The organism is Robertmurraya mesotrionivorans, from assembly GCF_050971805.1.
Taxonomy (GTDB): Bacteria; Bacillota; Bacilli; order Bacillales; family Cytobacillaceae; genus Robertmurraya_A.
This window is the reverse complement of sequence record NZ_JBPCCH010000010.1, coordinates 1-23691: the sequence shown is the minus strand read 5'-3', so window position 1 is coordinate 23691 and position 23691 is coordinate 1. Positions and strand designations below refer to the sequence as shown.

The window sequence follows — 23691 nt, the reverse complement described above, 5'->3', positions numbered from 1 at the left end:
ATACTATACGTTACCTGTTATAATGAAGATATACAATGATTTGGGAGCAACCATATGCTAAAAAAAATTCTACAATTATTCAAAGACAGTAAATATACAAATCAAAAGCCTACACTTGAAGATACAAAAGAGTATGACTGGTTTTATGAAGAAAACGAAGACGGTTGGGTTGGAATTAGAAAAAACATGTTAGACCCAAAAGAAAAACAGCTACTGGATGCCCTTTTCCATTCTTTTGAACCACCAGTCATAGAATTTCAATCTCAGGGATGGTACAATTTTTTATTTTCAGATGGGCAGGTCCCTTTACAAAAACAAGAGCGTCGGGTTCGAATCATTCACCTTCATTGTTCAGGTGAGGACTGGGAGCAAAAAGATTTAGAACTTGCCTTAAAAGGCTTTTTATCTGAAGAAATTATTATTTTTTGGGAAAGTCCAAATCATGCTGTACTTATTGAACACGAATCTCACAGCTTTTTAATGGCTGAAAATTTCTTGGAAATCTCTGAGACATTTGAAAATGATCTTTACTTACGTGTCAGTTTCTTCATTGGGAAGTTTCACTCTGCCACTGAGGAATTAAAGGAATTATTCCATCAAGACCGTCTATTTTTCAAACAATCTTTAGAATGGAAGCGGAAGGAAAGAGTTTTTACATTTGAGAACATTTTCCCAACTTTGCTTTCGCATAGTCTCCCAGCTGAGCTTTTAAAAGCCATAGAAATACAACTTCTTCAGCCTTTAATGGACGATCCAGAAACGCTCGCAACAATTCAAGTATATTTAGAAAATAATTTAAACGCGAGTGTCACAGCAAAAAAGTTATACATTCACCGAAACACCTTACAATACCGGATAGACAAGTTTACAGAAAAAGCTGGTGTCAATTTAAAAGATTATCCTAGTGCCATTACCCTTTATATCGCTTGCTTACTTGAATCACAAAAGCAAAGATAGCACATTGCCCAATTTCCTTCTACTTATTTTTGTGCACTATTCACATAGTACAAGAACCTTCCAATCATGTAATCTATACATAAGAAAACGATTACAGATCACTGGGAGGAATTAATTATGGCTGAGTTAGTTTTAGATCATATTTTCAAAATTTACGACAATAAAGTAACTGCTGTTGAAGACTTTAACCTTCATATTCAAGATAAAGAGTTTATCGTATTCGTTGGACCATCTGGTTGCGGAAAATCAACAACTTTACGTATGATTGCTGGTCTTGAAGAAATCTCTAAAGGTGATTTTTCTATTGATGGTAAACGTGTAAATGATGTTGCACCAAAAGATCGTGATATTGCCATGGTATTCCAAAACTATGCTCTTTACCCACATATGAGTGTATATGACAATATGGCTTTTGGATTAAAGCTTCGTAAGTTTCCTAAGGATGAAATTGATCGCCGTGTTCAGGAAGCTGCAAAAATCCTTGGTTTAGAACCTTACCTTGATCGTAAACCAAAAGCACTTTCTGGTGGTCAACGTCAGCGTGTGGCATTAGGTCGTGCGATTGTCCGTGATGCAAAAGTATTCTTAATGGATGAGCCATTATCGAACCTTGATGCTAAACTTCGTGTTCAAATGCGTGCTGAAATTGCAAAGCTTCATCAACGCTTACAAACAACAACTATCTACGTAACGCATGACCAAACAGAAGCAATGACAATGGCTACTCGTCTTGTTGTTATGAAGGACGGAGTTATCCAGCAAGTTGGAGCACCAAAAGAAGTATACGAAAAGCCTGAAAATGTATTTGTTGGTGGATTTATTGGATCACCAGCAATGAACTTCCTAAGAGGAAAAATCGAGGAAGGTAAATTTGTTGCAGGCAAAACTTCAATCGCTATCCCAGAAGGAAAAATGAAAGTACTTCGTGAACAAGGGTATGTTGGTAAAGAAATTATTCTCGGTATCCGTCCGGAAGATATTCATGATGAGCCTGTATTCATCGAAGCTTCTCAAGGTACAAAAATTCATGTAAAAATTGATGTATCAGAATTAACTGGTGCTGAAACAATGCTTTATTCAAGCATTGAGGGTCAGGATTTTGTAGCGAGAGTAGACTCTCGTTCAGATATTAAACCTGGTCAATCAATCGATTTAGCATTTGATTTGAACAAAGCTCACTTCTTCGATGTAACTACAGAATCAAGAATACGTTAATCACCTAGGATGCAGCACGAGCGCGCTGCATCCTTTTTTCTATTCTTGTATGAATTGGACCACATCGCTATAACAAGATGGACACTTATATAGATGCGGACAGAGTCCCTTAGCATAATCCTCGGGATATCCATCTTCAAGCTTCATTAAGTCAATTGGCATATAGGCACTATAGTCATCAAAAAAATCCATTAACCTTCCTGCTTCCTCTAATTCACTTCCGCATGTACTGCAAGTAAAGTATTTTTCTTCAAGCCCGTTACAAACTGGACATATTCCCATTTCTCTTCCCTACTTTGTTTTTTTATTAGTTTGAGAAGCATATCACCTGTTCATGTAAGGCAAAAAGAAATTATGAACAGGAAAACATTACCTGCAGTTTATTTCGAATAGGATCAAAAAAATCATCCATAATATTGAGTAAACACAGCGACAACAAGTCGCAAACAACAAAAACTTTTATAACGGACTATGCTGAAAGCTTGATTTACTAATCAATTTGGTTCAATCCAAAATAGTCCACCAAAAAAACTGAAGGAGAGTGTTCAACATGGCAAACAACAATTCTTCAAACCAACTATTAGTACCAGGAGCAGAGCAAGCATTAGAGCAAATGAAGTACGAAATCGCTAGCGAATTTGGTGTAAACCTTGGTGGCGAAACTACTTCACGTGCTAACGGATCTGTAGGTGGAGAAATCACTAAGCGTTTAGTATCTATGGCTCAACAATCTATGAGCGGTTCTTTCCAACGCTAATTTAACTTAAGATAGTACACAATTGAATAAGGTATGGCTTAGCCCTCTTCCATTCTGGAAGAGGGCTTTCATATTATGCCCAAATAAAAAACAGCCTTTCGTAATAAAAGGCTGTTTTTATGATTCTTTTATGATTGTAAATCCAATAAAGTAACCTAAAACCATAATACTTGCAATAACTAATGTCACTGAAAGCTCTTCCATATTCAAATCCCCCTTCGTGCCTTTGTTTGCTTTAACATTAACACGAATTCGGGGACCGACTGGACGTAAATTAAGAAAATTGTATGTCTAAATTTCGAAAGTTCTTTGAACATCAACCAGCTAAGATGCTTCCTTGTTGAAGCTGATACATTTGATAATACTTTCCTTTTTGTTCCATTAATTCATCATGCGTCCCTTTTTCGACGATACACCCTTTATCTAATACAAGTATTTGATCAGCATTTCGAATGGTCGATAATCTGTGAGCTATAATGAATGTGGTTCTTCCCTTTTTCAATACATCCATTGCCTCTTGAATGATCATTTCTGTCTCTGTATCAATACTAGATGTTGCTTCATCCAAGATAAGAATGGCCGGGTCGAATGCTAATGCTCTTGCAAAAGATATAAGCTGTCTCTGACCACTTGATAACGTGCTGCCCTTTTCAATAACCGGTTCATCAAAGCCTTTTTCCAAATGTTTAAATACTCTATCAGCTCCTACATCACGAAGTGCCTGTTCAACCTTTTCTCGAGTAATTGCTGGATTATCGAGACTAACGTTTGAAGCAATCGTACCAGTGAATAGAAAAGGATCCTGCAATACGATTCCCATATGCTGTCGTAGTGTTTGATGGGGAATATTTGTTATATCGGTTCCATCAACTAAAATACTTCCCTTTTGACAATCGTAAAACCTGAAAAGCAGATTGATAATTGAGCTTTTTCCTGAACCGGTATGTCCGACAAGCGCCACAGTTTCCCCGTGCTCCGCAGTAAAATGAATATCCTTTAAAACAAATTCATTCTCTTTATAACCAAAGGAAACATGCTCAAAAGTTACATTCCCCTTATAGCGTTCCATCCGATGATCATTAACATCGATTCCCTCTTCGGTTAATAACTCAAACACACGGTCTGCTGCAACTAGCGCTTGTTCAAGATTGGCTAGCTGATTCACAATCCCTTGAATAGGGTTAAAAAGGCGATTAATATAATCAACAAACGCATACAGCATTCCTAGCGAGACTACTGCACTTGGCTTTAGTGCTTCTCCCCCAAAATACCAAATAAAAGCTACAAATATCACATTCCTTAGTACGTTTACTAAATTATGTGAAGTTAATGAATTGAGACTTAAAAGTTTGTTTTGAAATTTAAAGTGATCTTCATTTAGTTTTTCAAATTCTTTCTGAGTCTGCTTTTCTCGATTAAATGCTTGAATCACGTTCATCCCTTGAATGGATTCATTAACAATTGCGTTAATATCACTATTTCTCGAACGTATTTTATGATTATACTTTGATGCGTATTTTCGATATACAAGTGTCCACACAAAGAGAATTGGCAATAGTAATAAACAAATTAAAGCTAGCTTTACATTGAGAATGAATAAAGCAATATAAATTCCCGTAATGTAAATCGCACTGGTGAAAAAGGTTGATAGCACAGTAACATATAATTCTCGAATTGCTTCTGTATCATTTGTTATTCTCGCAACAACCTTACCGGCTGGCAAATTATCAAAGTATCGAATAGGAAGCTTTTGAATCTGTCCAAATACATCCTCACGCATTTTTTGGATGACCCGGTTTGCAGACATCTGCAAATAAAAACGCTGTCCGTATTCAAAAATAGCTGCAATAACGATCAATCCTAAGTACAGTGATAATAAACCAATAATTCTTGAGGTTTCCGGCTGATAAAATGCTACCAGCTCCTCGGTTGTAAGCTTTGTTCCTTCGAAGGTTTCAATCTCGTCTCCCTTTGTAATAGTTAGTACACCATTATTAAAGCTTCTTTCCCCGTCAAAGGGAGTAGCCTCCTCAACAAAGACGAATGAACGATTAACTTGTAGAATGGTTGCTTCTTCTACCTTCACCTCATCATCCTCAATATATTTCTCACGTTTATAATAATTTCCTTTGTATTCGACTGAGTCCTTCGTTCCATTCGTTTGATACCAAGTCGACTCAATCCCTAATATGTGTTGATCAATCATTCGCTTGGCTATGAATGGTCCCGCAAGGTCAGCGGTAACCGCAACAGAAAGCATCATAAGTGCTGCGATTATGATTTTTTTATAATGCAAAGCGTATTGTACGAGGCGTTTACCAGTCGTCATACACTCACCTCCACTTCAGATGAGGTTTGAACCTGCTGTCTATCATATTGCTCTCGATACCAGCCGTTCCGTTCCATAAGTTGTTCATGGGTTCCTTCCTCAACAATGATCCCTTCATCTAACACGAGAATACGGTCAGCGTGCTGGACTGCAGACATTCGATGGGTCGTTATAATTGTTGTCTTTCCACTTCGTTCACTTCGTATATTTTCGATGATTTTCTTTTCTGTTTTTGCATCAACGGCTGAAAGAGAATCGTCTAAAATAAGAATTTCAGGATTCTTAATTAATGCTCTCGCTATCGAAATTCTTTGTTTTTGTCCCCCAGATAAAGCAACACCTTTTTCCCCAACAAGTGTTTCTAGACCTTCGGGAAGCATCTCAATATCCTTCTTGAAATCCGCTAATTCGATAGCTTTAACCAAATCAGCATCAGTAGCGTCCAGTCGTCCAAAAAGAATATTTTCTTTTACCGTCTTTGAAAACAGGACGTGATCTTGTGGAACGTACCCAATCCATCCTCTAGTTGTCTCTAATGTATGCTCATTTAACTCTACATTAGAAATAGTTAATGCTCCTATCCCTAACGGATATTCTCTTAATAGCTGTTTGATAAAGGTTGTTTTTCCACTCCCTGTTTTACCAACAATCCCCAATGTCTCCCCTCGCTTCAAATCTACATTGATTTTACTTAGGTTATCTACATTAGAGGATGGGTATCGAAAGGAAAATTCCTTGAACGTAATCTGCTCCGGATTATTATCCGATTTTGGATTCAATGGATCCGTTACATCAGGCTGATAGGATAATGTTTCTTGTACTCGGTCTAGTGAAGCATTTCCTCTTTGCATAATATTGATAAGCTCTCCAATCGCAAACATTGGCCAAACAAGCATACCTAAATATACATTAAACGAAACAAGTTCCCCTAGCGTGAGTCGATTATGGAACACTAAGTATGAACCAAAGCCTAATCCAATAACATAACTTAGTCCAACCAAAACCTTGATCGTTGGATTAAACAAAGAATCTATTTTTGCAACAGCCACATTCTTTTTATAAACATCCTCTGTCATATCGTGAAATCGTTCTTGATCTTCACGTTCTTGTACATAGGCGCGAATCACTCTTACTCCTGAAACCGACTCGAGAACTCGATCATTAAGTTCACCAAATGCATCCTGTGCTGACATAAACTTTTTATGAATGGTATTGCCGTAATAATTGATGAGAACAGCCATGATTGGCAACGGTAGGACTGCTGCAAGAGTAAGTTCCCAACTAATAAAGATCGTCATCATCGCAACGATTGTAAGCATAAAGGCTGTGGAATCTACTAGTGTTAAAATACCAAAACCAGCAGTTGTAGAAATAGCCTTTAGATCATTAGTTGCACGGGCCATTAAATCTCCCGTTCGATTTTTTTCAAAGAACGTTGGTGTCATTTTAAAAAGATGCCTCATAAATTGTGAGCGCAGTTTTCTTTCAATAAGAAAAGCCCCACCAAACAGCTGGTACATCCAAATATATGTGACTCCATAGGATACAACTGTAAGGACAAAAAAAGCTAATAAATACTGCACAATTTTTTCCTTACTTATTACTCCCATATGAATATCATCAATAACCATTCCAACAAGTTTTGGTGGAATAACATCAACAAATCCAATAAAAATAAGAAGTGTTATCGCAACAGTATAGCGTTTCCAATTTTCTTTAAAGAACCAACTTAATTTTCGTAAAATAGAGAACATCTTGGTAGTCTCCTCTCTTTTCTTTCCGTCATGTATAACTAGCCACTCTCAAGCTCCACGGGTGATACCAATAATCTTTCTACACGTAATGTTTGCATTGTTACTTCCTCCTAGAATTTTTTTATAGTAATGGGGTATTCCCAATGCTACCTCTTTTACAAGACAAAAAAGACATACCGCATCCTATGCGATATGTCAAAAGGCGACAAAAAAGCACAAGCTACTCATACGTAACCCGTGCTATTCGTTAATAGTAAACTGTGCTCATTTAAGGACAAGGATTATAAATGGTTACGCTCTCATATTCAGTTAAGTGAATGTGTAAATCTCTTACTCTCATGATCGTAACCTCCTATCCTTTCATTATTTTCCATATTTGTTACATTATCATCAAAACCCACTAAAGTCAATTGAATTTTCTCAATATTTGTATGCTTTTACCATTACTAAGAAACAGGCAATGGCTTGGATTGCGGCTGGAGATTCCGACTGTATTTAGGAAGAGCGATTGCATAAAATACTCCCACTAACATCAAGCATCCTCCGACGATCCAATAAAGCATATCCACTTTTAATAATGCTGGAAAACTATAAGCAATAAATCCCAAAGTTAGCGATTGTGAAAGCATCATTAATGGTGAAATCCACCCTTGAACTCTCCCCATCATTTTAGGGTCCACAATACTTGGCATCCAACCTCCGATTCCAATATTAACAAGTGGCAGACCTAGAGCCGCAATAAACACTAAAACAAAGAATAAGACAAGGGACGTAACTAGTGATGAAAGGATGACAAAACTACCCGTAATAATAAGCCCCATAATAATAAGCTGATGAAGTTTTAGTTTTTCACTTATAACCGACGCAACGACACTTCCTAGTAAAGCTCCTGTTCCAAACATGATTCCGATAATAATTGAAAATTGTTCGTAGTTCTCCGGTGCAAGCTTATATTTTAAGATAAAAACAGGCATTACACTAAAACCACCGTTTACAACACCAAACACAATAAATCCAATTAACAGTGTTCGCAGAAGGCCGTGCTGTAGTATATATTTCATTGAATCCTTGAAATCAACAAATACAGTAGAAATACTTAAATCTTTTAATCGATGCTTTCCATTTGGCATTCTTACACTCTCTTGAATCTGGCAAGAACGGATAAGAAGAGCACTTATCATGAACGTAATGGTATCGATAAGGATTGCCCCGTAAATCCCTACCGTCCAATAGGCTAATACCCCTAACCCATTACCAAATAACATAAATAAACTCATGACCAATTGATTTAAACCAGCAGCAGTTGTGTAATCATCCTGCTTAAGAATTCCTTGAACCATCGCATGCTCGGCGGGAAAAAAGAATTTTTGAACGGCACTTCTTAAAAAGAGAACAAAGAAGATAAGAGGCATCGAACCAATTATTAATGTCCCTAAAAATATTATGGAAAGTACAGCACTTATCCAGTCACAGCTAAAAGCAATCTTTTGTCTATCCATTCGATCTGCAAATACGCCGACTAGGAAAAAAACAGCTAGTGTAGGGAGTGAATACATTAACTCTGTTATAGATGCGTACATAGGCTGGTCGGAAAAACGATCCAATAAGAAAAACATAAAAGCAGTAAGTCCAATCGTACTACCCATTTGTGACGTGAAGTTCGCTAAAAAAAGCTTGGTGAAATTTTTGTTTTGAAAAACAACAATAAATTTTTTCATTTATTCTACCCCTAACTCCCTTTGATACCTTTAGTTTACTTTGCATTGCTTTTACTCAAAACAGACCTTTGATGGGATTTTCCTCCGCCTCTAGACGGAAGAGATTGAATTCTCAGTATATTTCCTTACAAACATGTTTCATTTAGGGGGAGAAAGGGTAATAATTTATAAAAATAACTCGATAAAGGAGTGCTGTCCATGAATGAAACATCGTCTGTAACGGTTTGTTATACGCACCGAATAATGATGAAAGAGATAATGGAACTATACACATTAGCAAAGAAATTCAATGGCATGGTCACTTTTTATCATAATCATCATTCAGTTTCAGGCATACACATAACAAAACTAGTGACATTCTTTTTAACAATAAAAAAGGGGAGTAAGTTGCTAGTAGTTGTTGATGGACAAAGGAATCATTTATTTCTAAATAAGATCAAATCTATTTTTGAGAACGACCATTCGCTCAATCATGTCTCCAAATCAATTTCTTTTCAGCACCCGCTACAACTTAAATGATGACAGTGACAACTACCTATTTGCCAAATATCTCATGAAAAAAAGCTACTAAGTATCCCTTATTGGACACCCGGTAGCTTTTGTTCTTACGTTCTTACTCCTTTATTTCATTCACAAGCTCTTCAAAACGCTCTCTGGACGCACGTTCTTCGAAGCTGCTGAAAATGCGGAAGTACTCATCATCAAGAATACGATAGTGTTGACTTAAGACATTCTGCTGTAGAATAATCCCCTTTTTTCTGTCAATTTCACGCCACCATAGCTTTCCACCCAATGTTTTTTCTTTTCGGTAATCAATCCCATCTCTCGCCACAGTCTCAAGCACTTCTAATGGGTCACTACCAAATAAATATTGAATGGTTTCTGTTTCACGAAATAGAGCACAAATGGTAACAACGGTCTGCCAGTTTGCATCCATCCTACCTTTTTCAATTTGTACGAGCGTCTTTTTCGAAAGACCGATGACTTCACCCATTTTATCCTGTGTGTATCCTGCTTCCGTCCGGATTAACCTCATTTTCTCCGATACCTTCGATATTATCTCGTCTCTAGTCAAATCCATTCAGTCCTTTAAAATGAATTGGTGTAATTTTACACATCCTCCTATTATTATAAAACAACAATGGAAAATATTCCAATAAAAAACTGCTATCCTGTTGAACAGCAGTTTATACATTTATTTTTTATCAGTAACTTGACTAGTACATACGGCTTCACTTTTACAAGCATTCTTGACCGCACACGCGGCACATTTCCCTTGTTTTGATTTTTGAATATGCTTATAAAAAGCAAAGCCTGCATAACCAAAAATAATGCTACCTAATAGAATATTCGCCAACATGATCCCACCTCATTTTTCATGAGAATCCCAATAGTTTTCCAGCTTGGTAGACAAGTAAACATAAAACATAGGCTACGACAAAGGAATATACAATTGAAATAATTGTCCATTTTCTTGAAGCAGTTTCTTTTCTTATTGTTGCTACAGTTGCCAAGCAAGGGATATACAATAAAATAAACAACATAAAACTATAGGCAGCTAACGGAGAATAAGATGTTGCTAGTAAACCTTGTAGACTAGATTCATCAGGAACGAAGTAAATGATATTCATCGTTGATATAATGGCTTCCTTTGCTAAAAAGCCCGTTAACAAGGATGCTCCCGCTTGCCAAGAACCAAAGCCAATTGGAGTAAATAGGGGGGCAAATAACCCTCCGATCATTGCTAAAAAACTATCATCCATATTTACATTTACTCCTGCTGGACCAGCATACGATAAAAGCCAAATAAGGACAGAACCTGCGAATATAAAAGTACCAGCCTTACGGATAAAACCTTTTCCTTTATCCCATGTACTTCTCCATAGTGTCTGGAATTGAGGGACGCGATATGGAGGAAGCTCAATGACGAATAGTGAGGTCTCTCCATTTAATAGTGTTTTAGAAAAAACCTTTGCGACAACCAGAGCAACGACAATCCCGATAACATATAGAGAAAGGACAATAAAAGCTTTATGCTCTACAAAGAAAGCTCCTACAAATAAGGCATATACAGGAAGCCGAGCCGAACATGACATAAGAGGAGTTAACAATATGGTAAGCAATCTTTCCTTCGGAGTTTCTATCGTACGGGCTGCCATGACTCCAGGAACATTACAACCAAAGCCAATCATCATTGGGATAAACGCCTTTCCATTTAAACCAACTAACTCCATCATCCGATCCATGACTAAAGCTACTCTAGCCATATAGCCTGAATCCTCCAGTAAGGAAATAAAGAAAAACAGGATGAATATTTGTGGTACAAAAACAAGAACCCCACCCACTCCTGCAACAATACCGTCAAGAACAATAGCATGTATAAATTTAGATGCCCCAACTAATCCAAGTAATCCTTCAATTAAATTTGTTAGAGGACCAGTAATAAACCCATCAAGTAAATCAGATAGTGGAAAGCCAAGCCAGTCAAACGTAAGCATAAACATCACATACATCATGCCAAGGAAAATAGGAATTCCTAACCACTTATTAGTAACCAAAGCATCCATCTTCTCTGAAAATGGTGGGTGTGTGTCTTTTCTTTTCACGGTAACCTTTTCGGCTATAGATGTGATGCCTTCTCTTCTAGTTTGATATATAAATGTATCTACCGTTTTAGCAGTAACTTGAAAAATATTTTGTTCAACTTTTTCAATGATCTGATTAATTTTTTCTTCTCCAACAAGATCATTCAAATACTTCTTTACATACTCATTTCCTTCTAACAGCTGAAGTGTAAGCCAGCGTGAGGATATTTTTGTTTTCTCTCCAACTAATTGTGAGATATGTAGTATCGTATCTTCAATTTCCTTCCCATAGTTTATGAGGCTTTTATTTGAACCTACATTGGAAGAAGCGGTTACCATCTCTGCAAGCACATCACAGCCTTTGCCACTTCGTGCGATTACAGAAGTTACGGGGATACCTAATATCTTTTCAAGCTTCTCAGTATCTACTTCAATTCCTCGTTTGCTAGCTACATCAACCATATTCACCCCAATAACAATAGGCTTACCTAGCTCTAATAATTGGAGAGTAAGATGTAAGTTCCTTTCAATTTGTGAAGCATCAATAATATTTAGGATTTTATCGTATGATTCATGAAGAACAAATTGGGTAACAACACCTTCATCCTTAGATAGAGGGTTTAAGGAGTAGATACCTGGTAAATCAATTAACTTTGCTGCTTTTTGCTTAAAGGCACCAATCTTTTTCTCAACTGTCACTCCACTCCAGTTTCCTATATACTCATACGAACCTGTTAAGCTGTTGAAAAGTGACGTCTTTCCAGTATTCGGATTTCCAAATAGAGCAATTTCCATTATCCTTTTTCCACCTCAATGCAACTTGCCTCGTTTCTCCTAATTCCTACGCACTGTCCGCATGATTCGAGCATGACAGGTCCCCCAAACGGCATAATGCACTTTATACAGACAATCGAGCCCTCTGTTATACCTAAATCTAATAATCTGCGCCTGACTAAAGCATTGGCGCCAGATATATCCTTAATAACGGCTTTTTCCCCCGCTTTTAATGCTACTAACATAGTTATCACCCAAATACTTATTGTTTTTCTTACAATGAATCTAATTGAGAATGATTATCTTTATTTATAGCACGTTTCCTTTTGGGTCGCTGTGTGAAATGTCACAATAACTTACTCATGCTCATAGACGTTTTAAGAAATGTAATTTTCTTACAATTTATAAGACTTACGTATGATTTCTATATTTCTCATTTTTCGAAAGAGGATTCCACCTAAAATCCTCGAATATATCCTTATTAACTAATAAAGAGAGAGAAAGAATATAAGGGTGAGTGACAATCCATGCTACAAGCAACCAGGGAGAAATTAATTGATTATCTCTCCAAATCGAAGAGTTTATTAGTCTCTTTATGGGAAAAAGAAATCCTCATATCAACAGAAGATCCATATAAATTTGATATTAATACGAATGATTTTTCATTATTTCAAATGATTCTAGATGGTCTTGATATAGAAGGTCTAGACTTTGAAAAATTCATTGAAGAATTTTCGTTAAAAATTGCTGAACAACGAGTAAATGATTCTATCAACATTGGGACATTTGTTTATAATGTCAACATCGGTCGTTCGATTATCTATCACCATTTACTTGAAACTGATTTTACAAAAGAAGAAATCCAAGAATCCATAAAGAGCATCGATTCATTCTTCGATAAGTTTCTACTATACTCCGTTTCTTACTTTACAGAGGAGAAAAATAAAATTATTGAAGAAAAGACGCAATTTATCGATTCTACACACAAGGATAGGCTAACACTACTTGGACAGATGACCTCAAGTTTTATTCATGAATTTCGAAACCCCTTAACTTCGGTTCAAGGTTTTATTCAATTATTAAAAGCTGAAGATCCATCTATTAAATACTTAGATATTATTTCAAGTGAATTAGAGCAGCTAAACTTCCGTATTTCTCAATTCTTACTTCTCTCGAAGAAAGAGCTAATTGGTAAAGAAAAAAGTTCATTTTCATTAAATGAACTTATTGATGAAGTACTCATATTCTTATATCCAAGCATACTCGACTCAAAAGTAAAGGTTATAAGAGAAACTTTTGACCATGTTCATTTATTCGGATATGTGGATGAAATTAGACAGGTGCTAATCAACATTATATTTAATGCAATTGATGTACTAACACAATACCGTGAAGACCCAATAATAGAGATCATTTGTTCTCTCTCACACAATAAGCATGTCGTTATCGAAATATCAAATAACGGACCAATGATTCCAGACCAGATGTTAAAATCAATTTTCGAGCCATTTGTCACTACTAAAACACTCGGAACTGGCCTTGGACTTTTCGTATGTAGAGAAATCATTGAAAAACATAAAGGTCGTCTTATGTGTGAATCAAGTACAGAAAAAACCATTTTTAGAATGACGATGCCTATTCCTTCTCTTACAGAAGCCTCTGAGTAAAGAGGTTTTTTTTCATTTTTCTAACAATACCCCCAAGAACCTTCATATTACATTAAATTCATCATAAAATATGGATAATACCATTTTTTATCTAACCGTAACGTTTGACTGTACAGTTTTTCCTTTCGTATAATTATAATTATTTATATTGAACAATTCATAAGCAGAGGTGGTACAATGGGGCATTTTACCGAATTGGGGAGCTAGCTTCAATCGCAAAAGTTTCAAGAAGAACGATTGACTATTACACAAATTTAGGGTTACTGCATGCCGATCGTTCAAAGGGAAATTACAGACTTTACAATGATGAAGCTTTAGAAGCTCTACACTTCATTGAAGAATGTAAAGAAATGCATATCCCTTTAGAAGAGATTAAAAGAAAACTAGAAATGAAAAAGCAAAAAGACGTGAAACAGGGAGAAATGGAAAGGCATATTCACTCCATTGGTCAACAAATGAAGCAGCTACAGCACGATATTTCTGTACTCATCCCATTAATTGAAAATCTAGATGGTCAGCAAACGAAAGTGCTCTCTGAAGAGTTAACAATGGAGAGTGAATGGCTGATGAAGTTTTTACCCGAGTTTCATAGGTTAGTAAAATTTTCGAATTAACTGGGAGGTGACTCCTTACTCGTTTATTAAGCGAGATAAGGAAACTTATTGGACATATTAAACTTGGTTTTAATAGCCATTTTAATTGCTTTGACGGCATTTTTTGTGGTTTCGGAATATGCTATTGTAAAGGTGCGAGTCGCACGGCTCGACCAGCTCATTGAGGAAGGCAAAAAAGGTGCTATTTCTGCAAAAAGGGTTAATGCTAACCTAGACAATTACTTGTCTGCATGCCAACTTGGTATCACTATGACAACTCTAGGACTAGGCTGGTTAGCAATTGAACCCATTGAAATCGTATTGCGTCCTATTTTCCAGCAAATGAACGGAACAGAGACAATAGTATCCTTCCTTTCTTTCGGAATAGGTTTCTTAGCTATTACATTCCTTCATGTGTTATTTGGAAAAATAGCTCCAAAAACGATGGCACTGCAAAAAGCAGAGAAAATGACGCTCTTTACCGCGCGTCCACTCATCTGGTTTTACCGACTAATGTTCCCTTTCATTTTTGTACTAAATGGAACAACGAAAATATTAACAAAAATATTTGGGCTAAAACCTGCTTCCATAAATGACTTAGCACATTCTGAAGAAGAGCTGCGATTAATACTTTCTGAGAGCTATAAAAGTGGTGAGATAAACCAATCAGAGTTTAAATATGTAAACAAAATATTTGAATTCGATAACCGAATTGCCAAGGAAATTATGGTTCCTAGACGCGAAATCGTTACCCTATCAAAGGACAATACGTTAGAGGAATTTCTTCAAGTTGTTAACGAAGAAAAGTTTACTCGTTACCCTATCATAGACGGTGACAAGGACCATATTATAGGAATGGTAAATATAAAAGAAATCATGACTGAGCTCATACAAAACCGAACACTCTTAACGAAGACACTTGAAATTTATACAAGACCTATTATCCGCGTCATAGATACGGTTCCTATCCATGACTTATTAGTTAAAATGCAAAAGGAACGAATCCATATGGCCATTCTTATGGATGAATATGGCGGTACTTCTGGTCTAGTTACAGTGGAAGACATCATAGAAGAAATAGTTGGTGAAATTCGTGATGAGTTTGATATGGATGAAATTCCAATGATACGAAAGCTTCAGGAAGATCACTATATTATTGATGCAAAAATGCTTGTTAGCGAAGTAAATGATCTATTAGGATTAAATATTGATGATGAAGATGTGGACACGATTGGTGGTTGGATCTTAACTGAGAATTATGAGGCAAGAGAAGGTGACGAAATTACACTTGAAAACTACACCTTCAAAATTATTGAGATGGAAGAACATCATATGAAATATGTAGAAGTTTCAAAGAATATAACAAAGCATTCTTTAATTGATACCCCACTTCCAGCTGTCCCAAACTCATCCGAAGAAATGATTTCTAAACAGTCAGTTAGTTTCTAATATGAAAAACCCTCGATTGAACAATCAATCGAGGTTTTTACTATGCTTCTAGATAGTTAGTAATTTCATACTCTTCTTTAAGCTCTTCTAACCATACTGTATATTCTGTAGACATCTTATCATTCATTAAGGTATCTGTAATCTCTTCTTTACTATCTTCGAAATTAGCTTCCTTCGCTTCCTGATGATCGACAACTTTAATTATATGGTAACCATACTCCGTTTTTACAGGAGCACTAATTTCATCTACACCAAGCGCAAATGCAACCTCTTCAAACTCTGCTACCATATCACCACTGCTAAAGTATCCTAAGTCCCCACCAGATTCTGCTGTTGTAGTGTCTGTTGAATATTCTTTAGCTAATTCGCTAAAGTCTTCCCCTGCATCTAGTTTACTTTTGACTTCGTTAGCAGTTGCTTCATCAGCTACTAAAATATGGCTTGCTTGTACTTGTTCAGCTGTAGCAAAAGTATCCTTATTTTCATCAAAATACGTTTGTAACTCTTCATCTGTAATTTCAATTCTTGGCTCAAGCAATTTCTCTGTTTTAATATAATTGATAATATCGTCTCGAACATCGTCCATTGTCGATCCACTCGCTACAACTGCCTCTTCAAGAGCAGTTTCACCGCCATATGATTCAGCCAATGTGGCAAGTTCCTCTTCAACTTCCTCATCTGATACCGTAATCTTTTGTTTATCCGCTTCAAGCTCAATTAATTTGTTTGTAATTAACACATCAAGCGCATCTGCTCCATACTGATCTAACAAAGACTGTTGGAGTTCATCTTCTGAAATGGACGTTTCTCCTACCTTTGCTACTACACTATCTTTTGTTGATAAAAGAATACCGGCGATAATAGCTAGTCCGACTAATGCTGTTACTATTGTTATTACTAACTTCTTCCTAAGTAATTTTTCCTTCATTTTGTAATTGTCCTCTCCTTTGTTTTCTCTTCCTCTATACTAACCTGTAAATGTGACAAAACTATTAACAAGCAATGAAAGAGATATGAAAAAGAAAAAGAGACGATGAGCTCGTCTCCCTCTCCCAAATTATACAGTTTCTAGTCTTGAAGATTTTAGCTTCTCCAATTCCTTCTCTACATCTTCATGTGAATACGTTCCTAGAACACTTTCAATTCTTCCGGCATTCGCTTTTGTGAAATATTGATTTGCTTGTGACTTTGCTTCAAGTTTAAGTATCTCTTCCTCTACTCTTATGAACCCCTTTACTGCTCGGTCCGGATTAATGGAAGCAAGAACTTGTGAAATATCATTTGATACCTTTGCCGCTGTCATTCTAGAAACGAGCAGCAGTTTTCGATCCTGTAATTCGTCGTATTTTTCTTTAAGTTTATCGAGTTCGTCGTACAATAAATTCGTTTGATTTTTAATTGTGTGGTACTGTCCTTCATACAATCTTAGTTTTTTCTCTTGTTGAAGCTTGTCCTCTATCGCTAGTCTAGCAATCTGATCTTCTCCTCTTTCGACTGCTAACTCAGCTTGCCTTGCTCTTTTTTGGACTCTATCAATCGTTGATTCGATGACTGCTTCAAACTTCTTTTCAATATACAGCTGCTGAGCGAGAGCCTTTTGTGCCTTTCCAATCTCTCCCTCAAGCTCTCTTAAATATTGTTTGAGCATACTAATTGGATCCTCTAATCGATCCAAAGCGTCATTAAAATCCGCTGTTGCGATATCTTTTATTCGTTTGAAAATCCCCATTTTTACTTTTCCTCCCTACGTACTTTGTTTTCCCACTCATCAAGGAAATCTCTATTTGTATAGGACGGTACAACTAAATCTTCTCCCGTCATTAATTCCTGAACATTTGTGTCTTTCTTCACTGCACTCTTATAAAGTAAGTAACCTAATAGAATAAGTAGCGGAATGGCTAGAATAGTAGGTAATAGAGCAAGTATTCCTAGTGCAAGTAAGATTCCACCAGTAAGTTTCATTCCATTGCTCTTTCCTCGAACCCACAGCATCCAACCAGCTATCACTAGGCCAACCTTTGCCAAAACACCTAGTAAGAATGGTAATAAGAAGAAGGACTGGTTCACCATCATACCTCTTTCATGAAAACCATGAACGCCTCCACCTTTCATTCCATGAAACCCCTGAGCTTGAACGGTCATGGTTGGTATACTAAACATGCTAACAATGACAATCGCTAGAACCACGATCGGTGCTACGATCATCGTCCACTTTACCGCCTTGTTCAAATGAATTCACCTCCCTTCAAGTAAAACTGGATGCACTGTTTATTTAAAATCTTGTTTTTAACGTCCATTTTTAATCCCTCCAAAGATTTGATTAACTTGTCGCTTGCTGATCTGTTAAAGTCATCGTGACCGTTTTTTCTTGTCCTTTGCTATATACCTTTAAGGTTATTTCATCACCCACAGTTAAATCATTGTATAAATACTTACGTAAATCATTTGAATTGGTAACCTTCACGTCATCGATACTTACGATTACATCACCTACTGCTAGACCTGCTTTTGCGGCAGCTGAGCTAGAATCAATTTGCATCACCATTGCACCTTCTGTTACTGTTTCTGGCACTTCCTGCAGATACATTTGGGGAAGTTCCTCTAGACCTGCTAAGCTCACTCCCATATAAGGACGTGTGATTTCGCCAGATTCAATGAGTTGGTTTACGATTGGTACGACGTCATTACTTGGAATCGCGAATCCTAATCCCTCAACTCCATCCTCTGAGATCTTAAGTGAGTTAATTCCAATTACCTGCCCAGTTGAATTCAGTAAAGCTCCACCACTATTTCCAGGATTAATGGCTGCATCCGTCTGGATTACATTCAGCTCCCATTCTCCTGCAGAAGTCGTCACAGCAATCGTCCGATCCGTTGCACTTACAATCCCTTGAGTTACCGTACGTGAAAATTCAAGGCCGAGTGGATTTCCTATGGCAAGTACCTCTTCTCCAGCACGTAATGTGGATGAATCTCCGAATTCAAGTGTGCCTTCAACATCTTTGGAATCAATTTTTAATACAGCTAAATCCGTTAGGGCATCTGCCCCAATTAGTTGTGCACTGGCTTTCTCCCCGTTATAAAGAGAAACCTCAATTTCACTTGCCCCTTCGATTACATGATTGTTTGTTACAATATAAGCCTCATTACCTGTCACTTTAAAAATGACACCTGACCCTGATCCGGCCTCAACAGCCGATGTGTCAGTAGAATAACGACTAGTTTGCTGCTGTAAGTTGACAATCCCTACAATCGCTTTTGAGGATGCCTCAACCATATCCGCAACTACAATATCATCAGAATTTTTAGTTGAAGTTGTAGCAGTTGTCACTACAGCTGCTGCCTCATTATTCTCATTTGAGCTAGACACAGAAGAATTTTGCTCTCCAGTAACTCCACTTATCTTCTCAGAGAGGTTTTGAAGTGTGTCTATATTAGGAATAGCTACGATAGTAAGCATAGATCCTACGACCCCAGCAGTCACCATTGATAAAAAGCTTTGCACCTTCCTTCCTTTCTTTTTTTTCTTAACAGGTTCTGTATGATATTCTTTCGAAGTTTCTAATTGTGATGGGAATTGATTAAAATCACTCATCCTAAGCTCCTCCTTTATGTCTTGCTTCATAGTTACATCATAGACCCCATTTATGAACAAATAATTAACAAACCTTTAATAGATTTAGAAATAATAGGGAAAGATTATCTTTATTTAGCAAAAAAAAATAAGCCGCTCATGCGGCTTATAATTTTGCTAGAATCATTCAGAGGGAAAACGAATCGTAAATATTGTTCCTTTTCCTTTTTCACTTGTTACTTCGATTTTTCCATTATGAAGCTGTACGAGCTGTTTGACAATCGACAAGCCTAACCCAAACTCTCCAAATGGATTTGATGTCCGAGAGATTTCAGCTTTATAAAAACGATGCCATATTTTTTCAATCTCCATTGGATCAATTCCAATTCCCGTATCTTCAATCTCAATAATGGTTTCCCTTATTCCATTCTTCCCTCGCAAATAGATACTTCCATTTGAAGTAAACTGTATACTATTTTTGGTTATATTAATGAGAATTTGCACAAGTCGGTCATAATCCGCATAAATGGACATACCTTCCTCTACCTCTATGTGAATAGAGTTCCCTTTTTCTTCTGCTTGAAGAGATAATTGCTCTTGGATGATTTCAAATAACTCATCCAACGGAATCTCTTCTTTAGTAAGCTTGATCTGATTTGAGCGGATTTTATCATAATCTAGATTTTCATTTACAAGCCGAATTAGGCGTTTGGTCTCTTTGCTTACTAGCTGAATCCCTTTCTCTTTTTCGTCTTCTGCAATCATATTATTTTTTAGTCCTTCAATTACTCCGCTGATTGTTGTAAGCGGTGTTCGAAGTTCATGCGATACATCTGACATAAAATTACGACGGCGATTTTCCAAGCTTTCGATTTCTTCCTTCGAGGCATTTAATCGCATCACCATTGAATTAAAGTCCTCGGCAAGTTCCCCTATTTCATCAAAAGTTGAAGAAGGTAGCTTTACTGTGTAATTCCCAGCAGCAACGGATGATGTTGCCGCTTGAATTCGTTTAATTCGATGAACATGAATTCTTGATAAAATCAAGCTAAGTAAAACAGCAACCACTAAAGCGATGAGAACTGTATAAAATAAATATTGATTAATTTGACTGATCATCTCTCTTGAACCGCTAATTGGGGCAGTGAGCAAGATTCCTCCTGCTAATTGTCCATTTACTATATAAGGAATAGCAACAAGTGTTACTTCCTGATCCGAGCGTTTCGTCCTATTTTTAACAATTAGAGTCTCTCCGCTCGAAATTTGTTCAAGTACTTCATCCACTAACCTTAAATCTCCCCCGTGCTTATCGGCAGGAAATATGACTGATCCTTTCTCATCAAAGATAGAAAAGCTAATATTCCGTCCACCTAATACGGTCATATACTCATTTACAATTCGGTCGGAGGAAAGATTCCCCTCTGTAATGTCACGCAAGATATTTTCACCGTATGATTCAAGTTCATCCACCTTATTTTTATACACCAGCCCCTCTACGTAATGAGAGAACACTAAGCTTAATATTAAAAAAGCAACTACTAGCACACTTATGTGACTGATAAGCTGCTGGTACAAATATTTAATTTTCATTTCCTTGCACCACTTCATCAAACTTGTAGCCTACACCCCAAACAGTATGGAAGAATGGCTGTGAATCGGTTCCTATCTTCTTTCTTAATCTTTTAATATGAACATCTACTGTTCGCTCATCACCGTAAAATTGGTAGCCCCATACTCGCTCAAGAAGCTGTTCCCTTGTAAAGACCTGCTTTGGATGCTGCGCGAAGTAGTAAAGAAGTTCAAATTCCTTCGGTGTTAAATTTAACACTGGCTGATCATCTAAAAATACTTCTCTTGTATCTTTACTGATTTTAAAATGTTTTGTTTGTAGCATCCCTTTATCTACTTTTACTAGGTCATTACTTTGAATACGGCGACTAATTGCCTTGATTCTTGCCATTAAAGCAAGTGGACTGAACGGTTTTGTTACATAATCATCAGCTCCCATTTCAAGTCCTAGCACTTGGTCTGACTCTGTATCCTTTGCTGTTAACATTATAATGGGAACCGAATAGCCTTCTTCTCGGATTTTTCGGCATATCATAACTCCATCCATACTCGGAAGCATCCAGTCAATAATAACCAAGTCCCATTCACCTGATTTAAACGTGTTAAGACCTTCTAAACCATCGTGGATATACGTCCCTTTGATTCCCTCTTTAGAAAAAAACATATCAATCATTGAGCATACACTCTCATTATCTTCTATCACTAATACGTTCATATATCTCATCTCCCCCTACATCTCTCGACCTTAATTTAAATGTATTTACAACTTTTTTTCAACTAAAAATGAGATTCTTCCTATTTTATTAATAGCTAAGTAATAGTTTGGTCATATTTTATTCATAACATGATAAGGGAAAGAAATTAATAATTTCTTTATTCTTACCCCCATAAAGAAGTACTTCGCATCGAAAAGTTTAGTAGACCAGGAAATAGGGTATGGTTAATAACATACATAAACGAGAGGAGTAAATAACTATGCGATTAATAAAAGCTGATATCGATGAATTGCTAGAATCCACTCGCGACCTTACTGAAGATGAAGGATTTTCATTCATCACAACAATTGAAATCGATCATTTACTTGAAAATACACAAGATTGGTAAAAGGATAGGTGCTATGCACCTATCCTTTCTTTATGATAACAACTTCTTAAAAAATTAAAAAACACTAGGGCTGCTTCATTTTTTGAAACAACTCTAGTGTTGGAAACAAGGTTATATGTATTTATGGAGCGGGTGATGAGAATCGAACTCACGACATCAGCTTGGAAGGCTGAGGTTTTACCATTAAACTACACACGCATAACGTATTATTGTCTAGCTCCGAAAGCTAGCCTCTCGGGGTCATAAGCCAAATACCTCCAGAAGGCAGGCCTTCCTGCGGCATTCGACTTATGCCTGTCAAGGCTGATCAAGCTTTCTCCGCTTTTCATACTGGGCTAGCTGGATTCGAACCAACGCATGACGGAGTCAAAGTCCGTTGCCTTACCGCTTGGCTATAGCCCATTGATTAAACTTCATGCAAGTCTTCCTCGAATTATCTACAAGAATCCGCACCGCAAGAGGATATTTTGGAAATTTCGCTTCAGGAAATTCACGAAATATCGTCGACTACAAGGTATACAACAAATACAAATTTTATTAAAATGGGGCGACTGATGGGAATCGAACCCACGAATGTCGGAACCACAATCCGATGCGTTAACCACTTCGCCACAATCGCCATGATGACAGGGGTAGTAGGAATCGAACCCACACCGAAGGTTTTGGAGACCTTTGTTCTACCTTTAAACTATACCCCTTCAAAAAAAGAAAGATGGCTCAGGACGGAATCGAACCGCCGACACAAGGATTTTCAGTCCTTTGCTCTACCAACTGAGCTACTGAGCCATAGATTGCTATTCAATTATGTATAGATGGCGGTCCCGACCGGGATCGAACCGGCGATCTCCTGCGTGACAGGCAGGCATGTTAACCGCTACACCACGGGACCAGAGTTTTTTTCAAGTGTTTACTTAAAAATAACTTACATTGTATCTTAAAAATAATATCATTTTAAGATGGAGGAGGTAGAGGGATTCGAACCCCCGCGCGGTTTGACCCGCCTGTCGGTTTTCAAGACCGATCCCTTCAGCCGGACTTGGGTATACCTCCGTATCTTTGGTAGCGGCGGAGGGGATCGAACCCCCGACCTCACGGGTATGAACCGTACGCTCTAGCCAGCTGAGCTACACCGCCAAAGTTAATTTAATGAAGATTATTTTCACTACACTACGTTCCGTGAAAAAATCTTGGTGGAGCCTAGCGGGATCGAACCGCTGACCTCCTGCGTGCAAGGCAGGCGCTCTCCCAGCTGAGCTAAGGCCCCAAACAAATATTAATAGAAATGGCGCGCCCGAAAGGAGTCGAACCCATAACCTTCTGATCCGTAGTCAGACGCTCTATCCAATTGAGCTACGGGCGCATATAAGAAAATTTGCTTTCATAATATCAAAAGCTATTTTACTTCATAATTTTAGGATGAATATTTTACTTCGTAAAAAACGAAACCTATTTTGCTTTGCAAAAAGCTTTGGTGCCGAGGACCGGAATCGAACCGGTACGGTAGTCACCTACCGCAGGATTTTAAGTCCTGTGCGTCTGCCAGTTCCGCCACCCCGGCAAAAGAAGTTCTGGAGCGGAAGACGGGATTCGAACCCGCGACCCCAACCTTGGCAAGGTTGTATTCTACCACTGAACTACTTCCGCAT

General features: G+C 37.4%; 22 protein-coding genes and 12 tRNA genes. 8 read left to right on the top strand and 26 right to left on the bottom strand.

The window, feature by feature from the left end; all coding sequences use genetic code 11:
• The first annotated feature begins 54 nt into the window (after window positions 1–54).
• Window positions 55–957, top strand: coding sequence for a PucR family transcriptional regulator (locus tag ACRX5O_RS15910; protein ID WP_433906833.1), 903 nt, complete (start codon window positions 55–57; stop codon window positions 955–957).
• Window positions 958–1074: 117 nt separating this feature from the next.
• A complete protein-coding gene (locus tag ACRX5O_RS15905; protein WP_119707104.1) occupies window positions 1075–2172 on the top strand; it encodes an ABC transporter ATP-binding protein in 1098 nt (365 codons plus the stop codon).
• A 39-nt stretch (window positions 2173–2211) separates the two neighbouring features.
• On the opposite strand, the gene ACRX5O_RS15900 is transcribed toward ACRX5O_RS15905, so the two are convergent.
• A complete protein-coding gene (locus ACRX5O_RS15900) occupies window positions 2212–2454 on the bottom strand; it encodes a hypothetical protein (RefSeq protein ID WP_119707103.1) in 243 nt (80 codons plus the stop codon).
• A gap of 268 nt (window positions 2455–2722) precedes the next feature.
• Here ACRX5O_RS15900 and ACRX5O_RS15895 point away from each other — a divergent pair, with 268 nt between their 5' ends.
• Window positions 2723–2929, top strand: a complete 207-nt coding sequence (locus ACRX5O_RS15895; protein ID WP_066058898.1) for an alpha/beta-type small acid-soluble spore protein — start codon at window positions 2723–2725, stop codon at window positions 2927–2929.
• Between the two features lie 316 nt (window positions 2930–3245).
• On the opposite strand, the gene ACRX5O_RS15890 is transcribed toward ACRX5O_RS15895, so the two are convergent.
• The 3 genes from ACRX5O_RS15890 to ACRX5O_RS15880 all read right to left on the bottom strand — a co-directional run bounded on the left by ACRX5O_RS15890 (window position 3246) and on the right by ACRX5O_RS15880 (window position 8730).
• Window positions 3246–5258 carry an ABC transporter ATP-binding protein gene (locus ACRX5O_RS15890; protein ID WP_433906832.1) on the bottom strand — a complete coding sequence of 671 codons (2013 nt, stop codon included), beginning with the start codon at window positions 5256–5258 and terminating at the stop codon, window positions 3246–3248.
• Complete coding sequence (locus ACRX5O_RS15885; RefSeq protein ID WP_433906831.1) at window positions 5255–7012, bottom strand: ABC transporter ATP-binding protein; 1758 nt, start codon at window positions 7010–7012, stop codon at window positions 5255–5257. Before ACRX5O_RS15885 ends, ACRX5O_RS15890 begins: the two co-directional genes overlap by 4 nt.
• Window positions 7013–7458: 446 nt before the next feature.
• On the bottom strand, window positions 7459–8730 hold the full coding sequence (locus ACRX5O_RS15880; protein WP_433906830.1) for an MFS transporter: 1272 nt from the start codon (window positions 8728–8730) through the stop codon (window positions 7459–7461).
• 198 nt (window positions 8731–8928) lie between these two features.
• Here ACRX5O_RS15880 and ACRX5O_RS15875 point away from each other — a divergent pair, with 198 nt between their 5' ends.
• Complete coding sequence (locus ACRX5O_RS15875) at window positions 8929–9249, top strand: hypothetical protein (protein ID WP_433906829.1); 321 nt, start codon at window positions 8929–8931, stop codon at window positions 9247–9249.
• 94 nt (window positions 9250–9343) lie between these two features.
• On the opposite strand, the gene ACRX5O_RS15870 is transcribed toward ACRX5O_RS15875, so the two are convergent.
• From ACRX5O_RS15870 to ACRX5O_RS15855, 4 genes are all read right to left on the bottom strand, one after another.
• Window positions 9344–9805, bottom strand: a complete 462-nt coding sequence (locus ACRX5O_RS15870; RefSeq protein ID WP_433906828.1) for a helix-turn-helix transcriptional regulator — start codon at window positions 9803–9805, stop codon at window positions 9344–9346.
• Window positions 9806–9925: 120 nt separating this feature from the next.
• Complete coding sequence (locus ACRX5O_RS15865; RefSeq protein ID WP_433906827.1) at window positions 9926–10090, bottom strand: FeoB-associated Cys-rich membrane protein; 165 nt, start codon at window positions 10088–10090, stop codon at window positions 9926–9928.
• Window positions 10091–10106: 16 nt separating this feature from the next.
• Window positions 10107–12110, bottom strand: a complete 2004-nt coding sequence (gene feoB / locus ACRX5O_RS15860; RefSeq protein WP_433906826.1) for a ferrous iron transport protein B — start codon at window positions 12108–12110, stop codon at window positions 10107–10109.
• Window positions 12110–12334 carry a FeoA family protein gene (locus tag ACRX5O_RS15855; RefSeq protein WP_391558421.1) on the bottom strand — a complete coding sequence of 75 codons (225 nt, stop codon included), beginning with the start codon at window positions 12332–12334 and terminating at the stop codon, window positions 12110–12112. Before ACRX5O_RS15855 ends, feoB begins: the two co-directional genes overlap by 1 nt.
• Window positions 12335–12616: 282 nt before the next feature.
• Between ACRX5O_RS15855 and ACRX5O_RS15850 the strand changes: the two genes are divergently transcribed.
• The 3 genes from ACRX5O_RS15850 to ACRX5O_RS15840 all read left to right on the top strand — a co-directional run bounded on the left by ACRX5O_RS15850 (window position 12617) and on the right by ACRX5O_RS15840 (window position 15798).
• Window positions 12617–13756 (top strand): histidine kinase N-terminal domain-containing protein, encoded by a 1140-nt coding sequence (locus tag ACRX5O_RS15850; RefSeq protein ID WP_433906825.1) that lies wholly within the window; start codon window positions 12617–12619, stop codon window positions 13754–13756.
• Between the two features lie 155 nt (window positions 13757–13911).
• Window positions 13912–14370 carry a MerR family transcriptional regulator gene (locus tag ACRX5O_RS15845; RefSeq protein ID WP_433906931.1) on the top strand — a complete coding sequence of 153 codons (459 nt, stop codon included), beginning with the start codon at window positions 13912–13914 and terminating at the stop codon, window positions 14368–14370.
• 48 nt (window positions 14371–14418) lie between these two features.
• On the top strand, window positions 14419–15798 hold the full coding sequence (locus tag ACRX5O_RS15840) for a hemolysin family protein (protein WP_433906824.1): 1380 nt from the start codon (window positions 14419–14421) through the stop codon (window positions 15796–15798).
• Between the two features lie 40 nt (window positions 15799–15838).
• Here ACRX5O_RS15840 and ACRX5O_RS15835 read toward each other — a convergent pair whose 3' ends face one another.
• The 6 genes from ACRX5O_RS15835 to ACRX5O_RS15810 all read right to left on the bottom strand — a co-directional run bounded on the left by ACRX5O_RS15835 (window position 15839) and on the right by ACRX5O_RS15810 (window position 21656).
• On the bottom strand, window positions 15839–16726 hold the full coding sequence (locus tag ACRX5O_RS15835; RefSeq protein ID WP_433906823.1) for a peptidylprolyl isomerase: 888 nt from the start codon (window positions 16724–16726) through the stop codon (window positions 15839–15841).
• Window positions 16727–16855: 129 nt separating this feature from the next.
• On the bottom strand, window positions 16856–17527 hold the full coding sequence (locus ACRX5O_RS15830) for a PspA/IM30 family protein (RefSeq protein ID WP_433906822.1): 672 nt from the start codon (window positions 17525–17527) through the stop codon (window positions 16856–16858).
• Between the two features lie 2 nt (window positions 17528–17529).
• Window positions 17530–18027: a hypothetical protein gene (locus ACRX5O_RS15825; protein WP_433906821.1), complete on the bottom strand. Its 498-nt coding sequence runs from the start codon at window positions 18025–18027 to the stop codon at window positions 17530–17532.
• A 91-nt stretch (window positions 18028–18118) separates the two neighbouring features.
• Entirely contained in the window at window positions 18119–19393 is a 1275-nt protein-coding gene (locus tag ACRX5O_RS15820; RefSeq protein WP_433906820.1) for a S1C family serine protease, read from the bottom strand.
• Between the two features lie 162 nt (window positions 19394–19555).
• A complete protein-coding gene (locus ACRX5O_RS15815) occupies window positions 19556–20962 on the bottom strand; it encodes a sensor histidine kinase (protein WP_433906819.1) in 1407 nt (468 codons plus the stop codon).
• Window positions 20952–21656 carry a winged helix-turn-helix domain-containing protein gene (locus tag ACRX5O_RS15810; protein WP_433906818.1) on the bottom strand — a complete coding sequence of 235 codons (705 nt, stop codon included), beginning with the start codon at window positions 21654–21656 and terminating at the stop codon, window positions 20952–20954. Before ACRX5O_RS15810 ends, ACRX5O_RS15815 begins: the two co-directional genes overlap by 11 nt.
• Before the next feature lie 260 nt (window positions 21657–21916).
• Here ACRX5O_RS15810 and ACRX5O_RS15805 point away from each other — a divergent pair, with 260 nt between their 5' ends.
• Window positions 21917–22045 carry a hypothetical protein gene (locus tag ACRX5O_RS15805; RefSeq protein WP_276131190.1) on the top strand — a complete coding sequence of 43 codons (129 nt, stop codon included), beginning with the start codon at window positions 21917–21919 and terminating at the stop codon, window positions 22043–22045.
• Between the two features lie 124 nt (window positions 22046–22169).
• Here ACRX5O_RS15805 and ACRX5O_RS15800 read toward each other — a convergent pair.
• From ACRX5O_RS15800 to ACRX5O_RS15745, 12 genes are all read right to left on the bottom strand, one after another.
• Window positions 22170–22243 (bottom strand) — tRNA-Gly (locus ACRX5O_RS15800).
• A gap of 132 nt (window positions 22244–22375) precedes the next feature.
• Window positions 22376–22447, bottom strand: a tRNA-Gln gene (locus ACRX5O_RS15795).
• Window positions 22448–22588: 141 nt separating this feature from the next.
• Window positions 22589–22664 (bottom strand) — tRNA-His (locus tag ACRX5O_RS15790).
• An 8-nt stretch (window positions 22665–22672) separates the two neighbouring features.
• Window positions 22673–22743 (bottom strand) — tRNA-Trp (locus ACRX5O_RS15785).
• 15 nt (window positions 22744–22758) lie between these two features.
• A tRNA-Phe gene (locus ACRX5O_RS15780) sits at window positions 22759–22831 on the bottom strand.
• Window positions 22832–22858: 27 nt separating this feature from the next.
• A tRNA-Asp gene (locus ACRX5O_RS15775) sits at window positions 22859–22934 on the bottom strand.
• 68 nt (window positions 22935–23002) lie between these two features.
• Window positions 23003–23095: transfer RNA gene (locus ACRX5O_RS15770), tRNA-Ser, on the bottom strand.
• A gap of 7 nt (window positions 23096–23102) precedes the next feature.
• Window positions 23103–23179 (bottom strand) — tRNA-Met (locus ACRX5O_RS15765).
• A 54-nt stretch (window positions 23180–23233) separates the two neighbouring features.
• Window positions 23234–23309: transfer RNA gene (locus ACRX5O_RS15760), tRNA-Ala, on the bottom strand.
• Window positions 23310–23328: 19 nt separating this feature from the next.
• Window positions 23329–23405, bottom strand: a tRNA-Arg gene (locus ACRX5O_RS15755).
• A gap of 109 nt (window positions 23406–23514) precedes the next feature.
• Window positions 23515–23603: transfer RNA gene (locus ACRX5O_RS15750), tRNA-Leu, on the bottom strand.
• Window positions 23604–23614: 11 nt separating this feature from the next.
• Window positions 23615–23689 (bottom strand) — tRNA-Gly (locus tag ACRX5O_RS15745).
• Between the last annotated feature and the right edge of the window lie 2 nt (window positions 23690–23691).